Origin of the sequence: Cupriavidus sp. UGS-1 (assembly GCF_021213615.1) — a bacterium.
Classification (GTDB): domain Bacteria; phylum Pseudomonadota; class Gammaproteobacteria; order Burkholderiales; family Burkholderiaceae; genus Cupriavidus.
On the sequence record NZ_JAJQJF010000019.1, the window covers coordinates 66,290 to 81,941 of the forward strand.

Below are 15,652 nucleotides of genomic sequence, written 5' to 3' on the forward strand. Positions count from 1 at the left end.
GGAGCAACAGTCACGCTGAAAAGCAGTTGCGCCCGTATCAGGGCGCTGCTGTTCCGCGCGCCGCGGCCAGTTCGTTGGACAGCACGTCGGCCAGCCCGCGACCGGCGCTGCCGTCCTCGTCAAGGCGCGGGTTGTAGATGGTGATCTCGATGCCGACGGCCTTGCCGCTCGCCAGCGCTACCCGCAGCGCGGTCCCCAGCTCGTCCCGCGATAACCCGCCCGGTACGCGGAAATCGACAGCCGGCATGATCGCGTCGTCGAGGCAGTCGGCGTCCACATGGATGAAGAAGCCGTCCAGTTCCTCTCGGGTCAGGTGGTCGACCGCTGCGCGCGCGGCGGCCTCGATGCCCATCGCCCGCACGGCGGGAAGGTCAATCGCCCTGAGCGTCTTGGGAAGCGGCCGGCTTCCGTACTCTTGCTGATCTTCGTGATCCCGATAGGCGAACGCGACAGCATCCTCGGGACGGACCAGAGGACCGCGGCCTTCGAGGTCGGTCAGCAGCGACGGACCGTGGCCGGTCACCAGGGCCAGGTCCATCGAAGCGCCTTCCCCATTGGGTTCCGCCTCCGGCTGGAAGAAATCGGCGTTGCCGTCGATGAAAAGCAGGCCATAGCGGCCGCGCCGTCGCAACGCGAGCATCGACCCCAGCACGATCGTGCAATCGCCGCCGAGGACTACCGGAAATTGGCCCGCATCAAGGACCGCTTCCACCGCATCGGCGAGCCTGGGTGACCATGCGGCAATAGCGGCGGCATTCAGGATGCCTGTCTCGGGATCGCGCGCCGGATCCTTCGGAGGCACCGCCAGCCGGCCGGCGCGGCGCGCATGGATGCGCTGCGCAAGACCGTGATCCAGCAGCCGATCGGGCAAGCGCTCCACGCCGTCCGTCGCCAGGCCCAACGTGGAAGGGGCATCGAGAATTGCATAGGGAAAGGTCGGCATGGGGGCCTCCGTCCGGGTTGATCGCGATGAGCAGCGAGGTCGCGCGGTCCTGGACGGCTGCCTTAACGTCCGGCCCGCACGCAGCCGATACCGGGCGGTTGACCCCGGTCCTGGACAAGCTGGTTCAGCGGGGACACACCGACGGTCGGCCACCGCGCCGGTATCTACAGTACCTGGATTGCGTATGGCGTTGACGGAAATCCCTCATTGCATCGGGCTTTCTGGAGAAGCTATTTTTGAGCTTGTCAACAAACGAACAAGGAGATTCGACATGTCCGATCAAACCGCCAGGAAGCCGCAACCCGATCCAGCGGAGAGGAATGCATTCTTTCCCTCGAGCTTTTCTCTGAGCCAATTCACTTCGCCGAAGTCCGATCTGAGCGGGGCCGATTACCCCACGCCCTACACGGGCGGCCAGAAGATCCTGATGATCGGTGCCGACGAGCGCTACCTGCTGACCGACAACGGCACCTTCTTCTCGACCGGCAACCATCCGGTAGAAACGCTGCTGCCGATGTATCACCTTGACAAGGCAGGCTTCGCCTTCGATGTGGCGACCGTTTCGGGCAATCCGGTCAAGTTCGAGTTCTGGGCGATGCCGTCCGAGGACGAGGCGGTGAACGGCTTTTTCGACAAGTACCGCCCCCAATTCCAGAAGCCCCTCAAGCTAGCCGATGTGGTCGCCGGCGGGCTTGATACCTATGCGGCGATCTTCATTCCTGGCGGGCATGGTGCGCTGATCGGCATTCCGGAGAGCAAGGACGTTGGCGACGCGTTGAAGTGGGCGGCAGCGAACGACAAGTTCGTGATCTCGCTCTGCCACGGCCCAGCAGGCTTTCTCGCGGTCGGTGACAGCGACATCTATAGGGGCTACAAGATCTGCGCGTTCCCTGATGCCATGGACGCGCAGACACCGGATATCGGGTACATGCCTGGCCACCTGACCTGGAAGTTCGGCGAGAAGCTGAAAGCCCTCGGCTTCGAAATCATCAATGACAACATCTCGGGTGCAGTGCACAGGGATCGCAAGCTGCTGACCGGTGACAGCCCGCTGGCGGGCAACAACCTGGGCAAGCTCGCAGCGCAGACGTTGCTCAACGAAGTCACGGCCTGATGGCCAATACGGTCGTGATGGAAGCGGCCTTCCGGAGCGCCCTGACCATCGAGGGCGCCAGATCCCTTGCGGCGATCAAGAACGAGGTTCGCGCGCTTGGCGGTCCGCTCGGTTACGACCGTTTCATGCTGTTCTCGGCGTCCGCCGCGCGGGATGAGATTGTCGACCGCATCTATTGGGTGGAAGGCGACTGGTTCGGCACCGGTGAGCCGATCAATGCCGAGACCTATGTGCGGCGCTGTCCGGTGACGCGTCACATTCTTGATACCAACGAGCCATTCTTCTGGACCAAGACGACAGGAAGAGAAGGCGAACGCTATCGGGTTGTCCGTACGCCCATGGGCCGTGGCATTCACGGACTACAGGTTCCAATATTCGGCCCGTTGGGCCTGGAAGGCGCGATGAGCCTTGGCGGGGAGCGGATCGATGCTTCACCGCTGGCGCGTCTCGCCTTCAGGCTCATTGCCGAATCGGCGTTTCTGGCAGCGCGTAGACTGCTGGAGCTGCCCCAAGATCATGGCAACAGATCGCTGTCCGACCGTGAACGCGAAGTGCTCGCGTGGACGGCTGCCGGCCGACGGCAGGTCGACATCGCCGCGACCCTCGGTCTTTCCGAACGCACGGTGGAGAACCATCTGCGCCGCATACGCAAACGCCTCGGCGTCGCAACGACAGCGCAGGCGATCCGAGTGGCGATCCGAAACGGCGAGATCGTCGCGTAAGCATCTTGTTCGGGCAATCGCGCTGGGCAAGACCGCTCTCTGCACCGGCGCAACGGCCGGGTTCGCGTTGGCCTCGTTTCTCGGCAAGAAAAAAGCCCGCAGTGACGCGGGCCTAGCTGGTCCTGGTGCTACCTGGCACCTGCCGGTGCCAGATACCAAATCACTCCCACTCAATCGTCGCCGGCGGCTTGCCCGAAACGTCATAGACGACGCGGTTCAAACCCCGCACTTCATTGATGATCCGATTCGAGCAGCGACCCAGCAGCGCATACGGCAGGTGCGCCCAGTGCGCCGTCATGAAGTCGGTGGTCTGCACCGCGCGCAGCGCGACGACGTAGTCGTAGGTGCGGCCGTCGCCCATCACGCCGACCGACTTGACCGGCAGGAAGACCGCGAAGGCCTGGCTGGTCAGGTCGTACCAGCTCTTGCCGACCTGGTCTTCGCTGCACAGGCCCGCAGCCGCGTCCTGCGCCGTGGCGATCGTGCCGCGCAGTTCTTCGATGAAGATCGCGTCGGCGCGGCGCAGCAGGTCGGCGTATTCGCGCTTGACCTCGCCGAGGATCCGCACGCCCAGGCCCGGGCCCGGGAACGGGTGGCGGTAGACCATTTCGGGCGGCAGGCCGAGTTCGACGCCGAGTTCGCGCACTTCGTCCTTGAACAGGTCGCGCAGCGGCTCGAGCAGCTTCAGGCCCAGCGTCTCGGGCAGGCCGCCGACGTTGTGGTGGCTCTTGATCGTGGTCTGCTTCTTGGTCTTGGTGCCGCCCGACTCGACCACGTCCGGGTAGATGGTGCCCTGGGCCAGCCACTTGGCGCGGGTCAGCTTCTTCGCCTCGGCCTGGAACACCTCGACGAATTCGCGGCCGATGATCTTGCGCTTCTGTTCGGGATCGGTGACGCCGGCCAGATGGCCGAGGAACTGCTCCGAGGCATCGATATGCACGACCTTGGCATGCAGGCGGCCGGCGAACATTTCCATCACCAGCTTGCCCTCGTCCTGGCGCAGCAGGCCGTGGTCGACGAACACGCAGGTCAGCTGATCGCCGATCGCGCGATGGATCAGCGCCGCGGCGACCGACGAGTCGACGCCGCCGGACAGGCCCAGGATTACCTCTTCGTCACCGACCTGCTCGCGGATCTTCGCGACGGCCTCGTCGATATGATTGCGCATCACCCAGTCCGGGCGCGCACCGGCGATCTTCAGCACGAAGCGCTCCAGCATGTCGCGGCCCTTGACCGTGTGCGTGACCTCGGGGTGAAACTGCACCGCGTAGTAGCCGCGCGCTTCGTCGGCCATGCCGGCGATCGGGCAGCTTGGCGTCGAAGCCATCAGCTTGAAGCCCGGCGGCAGTTCGGTGACCTTGTCGCCGTGGCTCATCCAGACCTTCAGCATGCCGTGGCCTTCCGGCGTGACGAAATCCTGCACGTCCTTCAGCAGCTCGGTATGGCCGTGCGCGCGCACCTCGGCGTAGCCGAATTCGCGGGAGTCGCTCCACTCGACCTTGCCGCCCAGCTGCACGGCCATCGTCTGCATGCCATAGCAGATGCCGAGCACCGGCACGCCCAGATCCCACACCGCTTGCGGCGCGCGCAGCTGATGGTCTTCATAGGTGCTGGCGTGGCTGCCCGACAGGATGATGCCCTTCGGCGCGAACTCGCGCACGAATTCGTCCGACACGTCGTTCGGATGGATCTCGCAATAGACGTGCGCCTCGCGGACGCGTCGCGCGATCAGCTGCGTAACTTGCGAGCCGAAATCAAGGATGAGGATTTTGTCGTGCATGATGGGGAGCGATTGACGTGTCGACCGGTTCGACATCGGTCACCACTTCGGTGCCGGGACCGTAGCCGGGCGGCGGCGTGATGACCGGCTCGCGCCGGACTTCGGGGGATGGGGATGGGTGAACGGTCGGCGCAGCGGGAACCGGAAGGTTGGCCGCGGCCAGCTCGGACTCGCGGCGCAGCAGTTCCTCGCGCTCGCGATTGCGGATGCGCTTGGCCAGCGGAATCTGCACCAGTGCGAAGAAGGCCAGCATCGCCGCCAGCAGCCCGAGCCAGATCCTGCCGGCGCCCTGCGCCGGCAGATCGAAGAAGATCAGCCACGCGGCGATCAGCAACGCGCACGCCAGATTGACGGGCCCCGCCATGCGGGCCACCGGTACGGTCAGCTGACCGCGGAAAGCGGCCTGAGCGAGCAGCCAGGCCACGCCGAGCAGCGTGAAGCCTAGCAGCTGGCCGTACAGCGCCGGCTGCGGCTGCGGCAATTGCAGCGCGGCATAGAAGGTGGCGAACGGCGCGAGCAGCAGCACGGCGCCGAGCGCAAGATCGAACAGGGCGTCGAAGAACAACACGGCGCGGAGCAGGACCTTCATCGAATCTCCTTGGCGGACTCAGGGGTGCACCGACGGCCGGAGCCGATACGCGGCCCCGATATGAAGCGCGGCCGCACCGCCCTGAAGCCGTGCAGCCGCGCATCACCGGCATCGCGCATGGCGCGGCGCTCGCCGGTCCGTCGCTGACGTTAGTCGATATGGTAGTTCGGTGCTTCCTTGGTGATCTGCACGTCGTGGACATGCGACTCGCGCATGCCGGCGGCGGTGATCTGCACGAACTGCGCGGTCTCGTGCCATTCGGCGATCGAGCTGCTGCCGCAATAACCCATCGACGCGCGCACGCCGCCGGTCAGCTGGTGGATGATGGCCATCACCGAGCCCTTGTAGGGCACGCGGCCTTCGATGCCTTCGGGGACCAGCTTGTCGACGTTGGCGGTGTTGTCTTCCTGGAAGTAGCGGTCCGCCGCGCCGTCCTTCATCGCGCCGACCGAACCCATGCCGCGGTAGCTCTTGAACGAGCGGCCCTGATACAGGAACACTTCGCCCGGCGCTTCCTCGGTGCCCGAGAACATGCCGCCCATCATCACGGTATGCGCGCCGGCGGCCAGCGCCTTGGCGATATCGCCGGAATAGCGCACGCCGCCATCGGCGATCAGGGGCACGCCGGTACCGGCCAGCGCCTCCGCCACGTTCGACACCGCGGTGATCTGCGGCACGCCGACGCCGGCGACGATACGCGTGGTGCAGATCGAGCCCGGGCCGATGCCGACCTTGACGCCGTCGGCGCCGTGCTCGACCAGCGCGCGGGCGGCTTCGCCGGTGGCGATGTTGCCGCCGATCACCTGCACGTGCGGGAAGTTGTCCTTGACCCAGCGCACGCGGTTCAGCACGCCCTGGCTATGACCGTGGGCGGTGTCGACCACGATCACGTCGACGCCGGCCTTGACCAGCAGCTCGACACGCTCGTCGTTGTCCGGGCCGACGCCGACCGCCGCGCCGACGCGCAGCTGGCCGTGGTCGTCCTTGCTCGCCAGCGGGTGTTCGACCGCCTTCTGGATGTCCTTGACGGTGATCAGGCCGCGCAGTTCGAAGGCTTCGTTGACGACCAGCACGCGCTCCAGGCGGTGGCGGTTCATCAGGCGCTTGGCCTCGTCCAGGCTGGCGCCCTCGGCCACCGTGACCAGCTTCTCGCGCGGCGTCATCTTGGCGCGCACCGGGGCGTCGAGTTCTTCCTCGAAGCGCAGGTCGCGGTTCGTGATGATGCCGACGACGGTCTTGCCTTCCAGCACCGGGAAGCCCGAAATGCCGTGTTGCTGCGACAGCGCGATCACGTCGCGGATCTTCATGTCCGGCGAAATGGTGATCGGATCACGCAGCACGCCCGATTCGTAGCGCTTGACGCGCGCCACTTCCCGCGCCTGGTCGGCCGGCTTCAGGTTCTTGTGAACGATGCCGATGCCGCCCGCCTGTGCCATGGCGATGGCCAGACGCGCCTCCGTCACGGTATCCATGGCGGCGGAAACCAGCGGAATGTTCAATTCGATCGAGCGGGTCAGGCGGGTGCGGAGGGAGACATCCCGGGGGAGGACGGCCGAATAGGCCGGGACGAGCAGCACATCATCGAACGTGAGTGCTTTCTGGACAAGACGCATAGCGATTCCTCTAGGCGCAAAATCGAATTATACAGGAACCGCCCCTTTCATGATGGGCGCGTGCTCGGAATCTGCCGGGCCAATGCTATGCTTTGAGGCTTTTCTGAGCGGAGGCGCGTCCAGCGCGGCAAAACGGATGGGGATCGGCGTACTGTGCGGCCTGCTGGCCGGCGCGTTCTGGGGCATGGTGTTCATCGCGCCCAAGCTGCTGCCGGTGTTTTCGCCGTGGGAGCTGGCGATCGGCCGCTACCTGGCCTACGGGCTGGTCGCCGCGATCGCCGCGGCGCCGCTGATGCGCCGCATCGCCCGCAAGCTGACCCGCGCCGACTGCATCGCCCTGCTGCGCCAGGCCTTCACCGGCAACCTGCTGTACTACGTGCTGCTGGCCTTCGGCGTGCAGCTGGCCGGGGTCGGACCGACCTCGCTGATCATCGGCATCCTGCCGATTTCCGTCACGGTGATGGGCCGGCGCGACCACGGCGCGGTGCCGCTGTCGCGGCTGCTGCTGCCGCTGCTGGTGGTCGCGGTCGGCATCGCCTGCATCAACCTGGACCTGTTCGCCGGCGGCGGGCACGGCGCCCACGGCGCGGCCGCCGCCGAAGCAGCGCGGCCGGTCTGGCAGAAGCTGGCCGGCGTGGTCTGCGCGGCGGGCGCGCTGGTCTGCTGGACGCTGTACGCAGTCGACAACGCCCGCTACCTGCAGCGCAATCCGCAATACAGCGGCAACGAATGGTCGGCGCTGTACGGGCTGTCGACCGGCATCGTCTCCGCGCTGCTGGCGCTGATCGGCTGGCTGCTGTTCCGCGACGTGCTGACCGCGCCGGGCAGCGGGCGCGACTGGCAATGGTTCTGGTGGGTCAATGCGGCGGTGGCGCTGGGCGCCTCGCTGATCGGCAACAACCTGTGGAATATCGCCAGCCGGCGGCTGCCGCTGACGCTGTCGGGCCAGATGATCGTGTTCGAGACGCTGTTCGCGCTGGCCTACGGCTTCCTCTACGAGCAGCGCTGGCCGCGCGGCCTCGAACTGGCGGCCATCGTGCTGCTGATGATCGGCGTGGCTTGGTCGGTGCGGCTGCATGCCGGCGACAAGCGCGCGGCGCCAGCGGCGGACGAGCCGGCGAACGCGGAAGCCATCGAAGCGACCGCAGCCACCGCGGCCACCGAGCCTGGCCAGGCGGGCCAGCGGCCGGCCTGACGCGCCGATCGACGGCTCAGCGGTCCCCGGCCTCGCTGTCGCCGCCGCCGCGCATCCACTTCTGCCCTTCGCGCGTGCCGGCCTCGCGCGCCTTCTGCACGCGGCGGCGCCGCGCGGTCTTGGGATCGGCCACCAGCGGCCGGTAGAGCTCGATGCGGTCACCCTCGCGCACCACCGTCTCCAGCGTCTTCAGCTTGCCGAAGATGCCGACGCGCAGCGTCGCCGGATCGAGCTCCGGATGGGCCGACAGCACGCCGCTGGCCTCGATCGCCGCGGCGATCGTGGCGCCGGCGGGCAGTTCGATTTCCTTCAGGAAGACCGTGTCCGGCTTCGCGTGGCAGACGGCCACGCGCACGGTGGCCACCTCCTGCCCAGCCGTTTCAGCTGTTTCAGCTGTTGCCATAGACGACCTCGGCGCGCTTGACGAAGGCGTCGACGAAGGTATTCGCGATCATGCTGAACACCGGCCCGATGATCTTCTCGAGGATGATGCTGGAGAACTCGTAATGCAGATGGAATTCGATCTTGCAGGCGTCCTCGCGCAGCGGAATGAAATTCCAGTAGCCGTTGAAGGTCTTGAACGGACCATCGGCGAAGTTCATGTCGATGCGGGTCGGCCGATGCTGCGTATTGCGGGTATGGAAATACTGCTTGATGCCGTTGAAATGGATATGCAGCTTGGCGTCGAGCAACGTCTCGGTCTGCTCGAACACTTCCACGCCGCCGCACCAGGGCAGGAACTTGGGGTAGTCCTCGACGCGCGTGACCAGGTCGTACATTCGCTCGGCCGAATAACCGAGCAGCACGGTTTTATGGACGTCTGCCATGAGTTGACGATTCTGGGCCGATGGCTGTCCACGGGCGACAACCGGGGCCGGTCTGTTTGCTAGAATCCGGATTTTAGCCGACGCGCGCCTGCCCTGGCGCACGCTCCGGCCGGGACGCCGGCATCTAGCCCGGCGCCAGTCATCGTACCAGCGGCCGCCAACGGCGTCCGCCGAACCGGCGGGGCCCGCACGACGGCGCCGCCGCACCCTACCATCCACCACCACGCATGACCATCGCAGACAACAAGAAGGCCTTCTTCGACTATTTCATCGAGGAGCGATACGAAGCCGGGATCGTGCTCGAAGGCTGGGAGGTCAAGGCGATTCGCGCCGGGCGCGTGCAGATCAAGGAAGGCTATGTGGTGGTGCGCGACGCCGAGCTGTTCCTGATCGGCGCGCATATCAGCCCGCTGCAGAGCGCCTCCACGCACGTCAAGCCCGACCCCGTGCGCACGCGCAAGCTGCTGCTCAAGGCCGACGAGATCCGCAAGCTGATCGGCAAGGTCGAGCAGCGCGGCTATACGCTGGTGCCGCTGAACCTGCATTACACGCGCGGCCGCGTCAAATGCGAGATTGGCCTGGCCAAGGGCAAGAAGCTGTTCGACAAGCGCGAGACCGAGAAGGACCGCGACTGGCAGCGCGAGAAGGCGCGGATCATCAAGAGCGGCGGCAAGGAATAACGCCCCCGTTGCGCCAGGTTGTCATTCCCGCGAATGCGGGAATCCAGCGTCTTTCAGGGGTGGTTCAAAGCCGCTGGGTCCCCGCCTCCGCGGGGACGACGGGACACCAAGCGCGATCGCTCAGCCCGCGCTTTTCTGGCTTTTGACGATCTGCAGCGCCGACGCGACCATCGAGCTCATTTCGCCCAGATTGCCCGGCACGATCAGCGTATTGCCGGTCTTGGCCAGATTGCCGAAGGCGCCGACATATTCCTCGGCGACCTTCAGATTGACCGCTTCGACACCGCCCTCGGCGCGAATCGCGCGCCCGATCTTCTCGATCGCCTGCGCATTGGCCTCGGCCACCGCCAGGATCGCCGCGGCCTCGCCCTGCGCCTTGTTGATCGCGGCCTGGCGTTCACCCTCGGATTGCTGGATCGCCGCCTCGCGCGCGCCCGAGGCCAGGTTGATCTGTTCCTGCCGGCGGCCTTCGGAGGCCGCGATCAGCGCCCGCTTCTCGCGCTCGGCCGTGATCTGCGCCTGCATCGCGTGCAGGATTTCCTTCGGCGGGGTCAGGTCCTTGATCTCGTAGCGCAGCACCTTGACGCCCCAGTTCGACGCCGCCTCGTCCAGCGCATTGACGATGCTGTGATTGATGAACTCGCGCTCCTCGAAGGTCTTGTCGAGTTCCAGCTTGCCGATCACCGAGCGCAGCGTGGTCTGCGCCAGCTGCGTGATCGCGACGACGAAGTTGCTCGAGCCGTACGACGCTTTCATCGGGTCGGTGACCTGGAAGTACAGCACGCCGTCGACCTGCAGCTGCGTGTTGTCCTTGGTGATGCAGACCTGGCTGGGCACGTCGAGCGGGATTTCCTTCAGGATGTGCTTGTAGGCCACGCGGTCGATGAACGGCAGCACCACGTTGAGCCCGGGCGTCAGCGTCGCGCGGTATTTGCCCAGGCGCTCCAGCACCCAGGCGTGCTGCTGCGGCACGATCTTGAAGCTCTGCGCGAGCAGCACGATCACGGCGATCAGGACCAGGAGAGGCAGCACGCTGCCGGCGACATCTAGCATGGGGACTCCATCGGTTGTTGCAGGGAAAAGGACAGAAGGACAAAGGAAGGAAGCCGCGCGCGGCTTTGCGCCCACGGCAGGCCGTGCCACGGCCTGCACGAGGCGGCGCGGCTCCGCGCCGGCGACAGGCTAGCGCGGCACCACGACCAGCGTGTTACCGCGGACCTCGACGATGCGATAGCGGCCCGGCAAGGCCTCGCCGGGCGCGCCCAGTTCGACCTGCCACTGCGCGCCCCGGTACGGCACACGCGCGCGGCGATCGGCGCCCCAGGCCGGAACATCGAGCTCCTGGCCGATATCGAGGTTGACGTTCGGATCGGTGGCAGCCGCACCCCGCCGCGCGCGGCCATAGCGCGAGCGCCGCAGCGCCGCGAAGCCCACCAGCGCGATCACCGCCGCGACGCCGAATTGCGCCGCGATACCCAACCCCGACAGCGCCGCGATGCCCGCGGCGACGGCCGCCAGCGCGACCATCAGCAGATACAGCGTCAGGCTGGCCAGTTCGGCGATGACCAGCAGTACCGCAAGGCCGAACCAGATGTGGTAGTCCGCCATGGCGATTCACCCCTCGATCTCGTTGTTGCTGTTTTAGTTCTGATCCACAGGCGCGGGCCTCTTGTGTCGACCGCGGCCGCGCCCTGCCAAAGCGAAAAACCCCCGCGGCGCCGGAGCACCTGCGGGGGCATGGCCGCGCCCTACCGAGGTAGGGCGCAGCGGACGGCACCGAGCCTGTCGTCGTTTCAAATTACGACGCCAGCTGCCGCCACGTGTCGATCACCGAATCGGGATTCAGCGAGATCGACTTGATGCCTTCCTTGGCCAGCCACGCGGCGAAGTCCGGATGGTCCGACGGGCCCTGGCCGCAGATGCCGACATACTTGTTCAGCCGCAGCGCGGTCGAGATCGCGCGCGACAGCATGAAGCGCACCGCGGGGTCGCGCTCGTCGAAGTCCTTGGCAAGCAGTTCCATGCCCGAATCGCGGTCCAGGCCCAGCGTCAGCTGCGTCAGGTCGTTCGAGCCGATCGAGAAGCCGTCGAAGTACTGCAGGAACTCCTCGGCCAGGATCGCGTTGGACGGCACCTCGCACATCATGATCACGCGCAGGCCATTCTCGCCGCGCTTCAGGCCGTGCTTGGCCAGCAGGTCGATGACCTTCTCGGCCTGGCCCAGCGTGCGCACGAACGGCACCATGATCTCGACGTTGGTCAGGCCCATTTCGTCGCGCACGCGCTTCATGGCCTTGCATTCCATCTCGAACGCTTCGGCGAAGTCCTCGGCGATATAGCGCGAGGCGCCGCGGAAACCCAGCATCGGGTTTTCCTCGTCCGGCTCGTAGCGCGAACCGCCGATCAGCTTCTTGTACTCGTTGGACTTGAAGTCCGACAGGCGCACGATCACCGGCTTCGGATAGAAGGCGGCACCGATCGTGGCGATGCCCTCGGCCAGCTTGTCGATGTAGAACGCGCGCGGGCTGGCATGGCCGCGGGCCACGCTCTCGACCGCCTTCTTCAGGTCGGAGTCGACCTGCGGATAGTCGAGGATGGCCTTCGGGTGGACGCCGATGTTGTTGTTGATGATGAATTCGAGACGGGCCAGACCCACGCCGCTGTTCGGGATCTGCGCGAAGTCGAAGGCCAGCTGCGGATTGCCGACGTTCATCATGATCTTGACGTCGAGCTCCGGCATCTCGCCGCGCTGCACCTCGGTGACCTCGGTCTCCAGCAGGCCATCGTAGATGCGGCCCTCGTCGCCCTCGGCGCACGAGACGGTGACCAGCGTGCCGTCCTTCAGCACATCGGTGGCGTCGCCGCAGCCGACCACGGCCGGCACGCCCAGCTCACGCGCGATGATCGCCGCGTGGCAGGTGCGGCCGCCGCGGTTGGTCACGATGGCCGAGGCGCGCTTCATCACCGGTTCCCAGTTCGGGTCGGTCATGTCGGCGACCAGCACGTCGCCGGGCTGCACGCGCTCCATCTCGCTGGGGTCGTTGATCACGCGGACCGGACCGGTGCCGATCTTCTGGCCGATCGCGCGGCCGGTGGCCAGCACCGCGGACGTGCCCTTGAGCTTGAAGCGCTGCTCTGCCTTGCCGGCCGACTGGCTCTTCACGGTCTCGGGACGCGCCTGCAGGATGTAGATCTTGCCGTCCTTGCCGTCCTTGCCCCACTCGATGTCCATCGGGCGGCCGTAATGCTTCTCGATGATCATCGCGTAGCGCGCCAGCTCGCTGACGTCCTCGTCGGTGATCGAGTAGCGGTTGCGCAGTTCGCTCGGCACGTCGACGGTCTTGACGCGGCCGGCTTCGCCCGGCGCGGTGAATTCCATCTTGATCAGCTTCGAGCCGATCGAGCGGCGGATGATCGGATATTTGCCGGCCTGCAGCGTCGGCTTGAATACGTAGAACTCGTCCGGATTGACCGCGCCCTGCACCACCGTTTCGCCCAGGCCATAGCTGGAGGTGATGAAGACCACGTCAGGGAAGCCCGATTCGGTGTCGATCGTGAACATCACGCCCGACGCGGCCAGGTCCGAACGGACCATGCGCTGCACGCCGGCCGACAGCGCCACCACGTCGTGGGCGAAGCCCTTGTGCACGCGGTACGAGATCGCGCGGTCGTTGTACAGCGAGGCGAACACGTGCTTGATCTTGTCGAGCACGTCGTCGATGCCGCTGACGTTCAGGTAGGACTCCTGCTGGCCGGCGAACGAGGCGTCGGGCAGGTCTTCGGCGGTCGCCGACGAGCGCACCGCGAAGGACGCCTCGGCGCCCTCGCGCTCGGCAACACGGGCGTAGTGTTCGCGGATCTCCTGCTCCAGGCGCGGCTGGAACGGTGCGGTGGCGACCCAGTTGCGGATCTCGGCGCCGGCCTCGGCCAGCGCCTTGACGTCGTCGACGTCGAGCGCCTTCAGGCGGTCGGAGATGCGTTGCGTCAGGTTGTTGTGGGCGATGAAGTCGCGGAAGGCCAGCGCGGTGGTGGCGAAGCCGCCGGGCACGCGCACGCCGGCGCCTGCCAGCTGGGAGATCATTTCGCCGAGCGACGAATTCTTGCCCCCCACCACTTCCACATCCGCCATGCGCAGCTGCTCGAACGGCAGCACGTAGGCGCCGTCATTTGCCAGGTTGGTCATAAAAGCCTCAAAACAAAGTAGGAAACCTGTCGCTCACGCCGGAATGTCGTTGGAGTTCTGCTACCGGGCGGATCGCTTTGCTAAACAATCCGGGCGCCTGGGAATGGCGGAATGCTGTCGAGCCCATTTGTCGACAATCCCGCGCCGAATCGTCCCGCGCGTGGCGCGCCGTGCAATTGCTTAGCGAAAAGATCGCCGCTATTCTACCGTGCCGCACCGCACTTTCGCGTGCGGCAGGCCCCAAAATAATTGTTCAGACATGGATTCCCCCGCCGCGCCGCGCGCCGACAAGCCGGCCGTCCGCACCGTATTTATCGTCTCGGACGGCACCGGGATCACCGCCGAAACCTTCAGTCATTCGATCCTGGCCCAGTTCGAGATGCGCTTTCGCAAGGTGCGAATGCCCTTTATCGATACGCCGGAAAAGGCGCATATGGCGGTCGGCAAGATCAACGAGGCCTTCTATGCCGAAGGGGTCCCGCCGATCGTCTTCACCACGCTGGTCAATGCCGAGTCGAACAAGGCGCTGCGCCGCGCCAAGGGCATGATCCTGGACATGTTCCAGACCTTTATCGAGCCGCTCGAAAAGGAATTGGGGCTGAAATCGACCCATGCGATCGGACGCTTTCACCAGAATGCGGATACCGAGGCGTACAAGAACCGCATCGAGGCGATCAATTTCTCGCTGGCCCACGACGACGGCCAGTCGCACAAGAATCTGGCCGAGGCCGACGTGATCCTGGTGGGCGTGTCGCGCAGCGGCAAGACGCCGACCAGCCTGTACCTGGCGATGCAATATGGGCTGAAGGCGGCCAATTACCCGCTGATTCCGGACGATTTCGAACGCGGCAAGCTGCCGTCGGCGCTGTACGATTTCAAGGCGAAGATCTTCGGCCTGTCGATCGATCCGCAGCGTCTGTCCGAGATCCGCAATGAGCGCCGGCCCGGCAGCAAATACGCGTCGCTGGAAAATTGCCGCTACGAGGTCAATGAAGCGGAGATCATGATGCGGCGCGAAGGGATCAAATGGCTGTCGTCGACGCACAAGTCGATCGAGGAAATCGCCACGACGATCCTGCAGGAGATCAAGGTCGATCGGGACAATTATTGAGGGGCGTTTCCTTCGCTGGCTCCCCTCCCTGGTTTCTCCCCTCTCCCGCCGGGCGGGAGACGGGAGCGGGATGCCGGTCTACGAGACCTGTCGCGGGCGAGAGCCCTACCCCCGCCGCTGCCGTACCGCCTCGAACAGGCACACCGCGGTAGCCGCGGCCACGTTCAGCGATTCGAGGCCGCCGGGCTGCGGAATGCCGACCGTGCGCTGCACGTGCGCCATCCATTCCGCGCTGACCCCTGCCCCTTCGTTGCCGACCACCCAGCCGACCGGCCCACGCAGGTCCGTGTCGAACAGCGCGGCATCCGCGTGCGACGAGGTGGCCAGCAGCGGCACCGCCAGCCGCGGCGCCAGCATCTCGACCGTGCAGTGCTCGACGATATTCAGGTGGAAGTTGGCGCCCATCGCGGCGCGCAGCGTCTTGGTCGACCACGCGAACGCGCAGCCGGTACCGAGGAACGCATGCTGGATGCCGGCCGCCGCGGCGCTGCGCAGGATGGAGCCGACGTTGCCGGCGTCCTGCACGCCGTCCAGCACGATGCAGTCGGTGTCGATGCTGGCCGGCAGATGGCCCGCCGGGGTATCGATCACCAGCATCAGGTCGATGCCGTTGACCACGCCGGTGATCTGCGCGAACAGCGCGTCGGCCAGCACCACGATGCGCTGATCGTCGATGCGGGCCAGCAGCGCGGCGACCTCGGGATGGTCGAGGTGGCGCTCCGACACCACGCAGCTGACCGGCTGGCCCAGCGCGGCCAGATAGGCGTCGGCCAGATGGACCCCGTCGAGCACCGATTGCCCGGCCTTGCGCCGTTGATGGGTCGAGCCGGTCAGGGCCTTCAGATGCTTGAACAGCGCGTTGTCGCGCGAGCTGACGTGCTTCACGTTAATCCAC

The 15,652-nt window shown here is 65.9% G+C and carries 15 protein-coding genes; 5 read left to right on the forward strand and 10 right to left on the reverse strand.

The annotated features are described in order from the left end of the window. Positions 1 to 37: 37 nt before the first annotated feature. Entirely contained in the window at positions 38 to 943 is a 906-nt protein-coding gene (locus tag LRR16_RS20650) for an arginase family protein (protein WP_232206968.1), read from the reverse strand. Between the two features lie 271 nt (positions 944 to 1,214). Between LRR16_RS20650 and hchA the strand changes: the two genes are divergently transcribed. Beyond that, positions 1,215 to 2,057 carry a glyoxalase III HchA gene (hchA, locus tag LRR16_RS20655; RefSeq protein WP_006575933.1) on the forward strand — a complete coding sequence of 281 codons (843 nt, stop codon included), beginning with the start codon at positions 1,215 to 1,217 and terminating at the stop codon, positions 2,055 to 2,057. Beyond that, entirely contained in the window at positions 2,057 to 2,779 is a 723-nt protein-coding gene (locus tag LRR16_RS20660; protein WP_006575932.1) for a PA1136 family autoinducer-binding transcriptional regulator, read from the forward strand. Before hchA ends, LRR16_RS20660 begins: the two co-directional genes overlap by 1 nt. A 160-nt stretch (positions 2,780 to 2,939) precedes the next feature. Here LRR16_RS20660 and guaA read toward each other — a convergent pair whose 3' ends face one another. The 3 genes from guaA to guaB form a co-directional block, all read right to left on the reverse strand. Next, complete coding sequence (gene guaA / locus LRR16_RS20665; RefSeq protein WP_232206969.1) at positions 2,940 to 4,559, reverse strand: glutamine-hydrolyzing GMP synthase; 1,620 nt, start codon at positions 4,557 to 4,559, stop codon at positions 2,940 to 2,942. Beyond that, positions 4,534 to 5,148 carry a hypothetical protein gene (locus LRR16_RS20670; protein ID WP_232206970.1) on the reverse strand — a complete coding sequence of 205 codons (615 nt, stop codon included), beginning with the start codon at positions 5,146 to 5,148 and terminating at the stop codon, positions 4,534 to 4,536. The genes guaA and LRR16_RS20670 overlap by 26 nt, the downstream gene beginning before the upstream one ends. Before the next feature lie 149 nt (positions 5,149 to 5,297). Next, positions 5,298 to 6,761, reverse strand: a complete 1,464-nt coding sequence (gene guaB / locus LRR16_RS20675; protein ID WP_006575929.1) for an IMP dehydrogenase — start codon at positions 6,759 to 6,761, stop codon at positions 5,298 to 5,300. Between the two features lie 136 nt (positions 6,762 to 6,897). On the opposite strand from guaB, the gene LRR16_RS20680 reads away from it, so the two are divergent. Further along, positions 6,898 to 7,956 (forward strand): DMT family transporter, encoded by a 1,059-nt coding sequence (locus tag LRR16_RS20680; protein ID WP_232206971.1) that lies wholly within the window; start codon positions 6,898 to 6,900, stop codon positions 7,954 to 7,956. A gap of 16 nt (positions 7,957 to 7,972) precedes the next feature. On the opposite strand, the gene LRR16_RS20685 is transcribed toward LRR16_RS20680, so the two are convergent. Together LRR16_RS20685 and LRR16_RS20690 are read right to left on the reverse strand one after the other, a co-directional pair. After that, on the reverse strand, positions 7,973 to 8,359 hold the full coding sequence (locus LRR16_RS20685; protein WP_232206972.1) for an RnfH family protein: 387 nt from the start codon (positions 8,357 to 8,359) through the stop codon (positions 7,973 to 7,975). Further along, positions 8,346 to 8,783: a type II toxin-antitoxin system RatA family toxin gene (locus LRR16_RS20690; RefSeq protein ID WP_006579355.1), complete on the reverse strand. Its 438-nt coding sequence runs from the start codon at positions 8,781 to 8,783 to the stop codon at positions 8,346 to 8,348. Before LRR16_RS20690 ends, LRR16_RS20685 begins: the two co-directional genes overlap by 14 nt. 227 nt (positions 8,784 to 9,010) lie before the next feature. Between LRR16_RS20690 and smpB the strand changes: the two genes are divergently transcribed. Continuing rightward, on the forward strand, positions 9,011 to 9,463 hold the full coding sequence (gene smpB / locus LRR16_RS20695) for an SsrA-binding protein SmpB (RefSeq protein ID WP_006579356.1): 453 nt from the start codon (positions 9,011 to 9,013) through the stop codon (positions 9,461 to 9,463). A gap of 120 nt (positions 9,464 to 9,583) precedes the next feature. On the opposite strand, the gene LRR16_RS20700 is transcribed toward smpB, so the two are convergent. From LRR16_RS20700 to ppsA, 3 genes are all read right to left on the reverse strand, one after another. Beyond that, positions 9,584 to 10,516, reverse strand: coding sequence for an SPFH domain-containing protein (locus tag LRR16_RS20700; RefSeq protein WP_006579357.1), 933 nt, complete (start codon positions 10,514 to 10,516; stop codon positions 9,584 to 9,586). Between the two features lie 129 nt (positions 10,517 to 10,645). After that, positions 10,646 to 11,071 (reverse strand): NfeD family protein, encoded by a 426-nt coding sequence (locus LRR16_RS20705; protein WP_064577107.1) that lies wholly within the window; start codon positions 11,069 to 11,071, stop codon positions 10,646 to 10,648. A gap of 190 nt (positions 11,072 to 11,261) precedes the next feature. Beyond that, a complete protein-coding gene (ppsA, locus tag LRR16_RS20710; protein ID WP_006576530.1) occupies positions 11,262 to 13,646 on the reverse strand; it encodes a phosphoenolpyruvate synthase in 2,385 nt (794 codons plus the stop codon). Positions 13,647 to 13,905: 259 nt separating this feature from the next. On the opposite strand from ppsA, the gene LRR16_RS20715 reads away from it, so the two are divergent. Then, the gene (locus tag LRR16_RS20715; RefSeq protein ID WP_064577108.1) at positions 13,906 to 14,757 is read left to right on the forward strand and encodes a pyruvate, water dikinase regulatory protein; all 852 of its coding nucleotides are present in this window, start codon (positions 13,906 to 13,908) and stop codon (positions 14,755 to 14,757) included. Positions 14,758 to 14,862: 105 nt separating this feature from the next. Here the strand turns inward: LRR16_RS20715 and LRR16_RS20720 are convergent, their stop codons facing one another. Continuing rightward, positions 14,863 to 15,642 carry an RNA methyltransferase gene (locus LRR16_RS20720; RefSeq protein WP_006576532.1) on the reverse strand — a complete coding sequence of 260 codons (780 nt, stop codon included), beginning with the start codon at positions 15,640 to 15,642 and terminating at the stop codon, positions 14,863 to 14,865. Between the last annotated feature and the right edge of the window lie 10 nt (positions 15,643 to 15,652).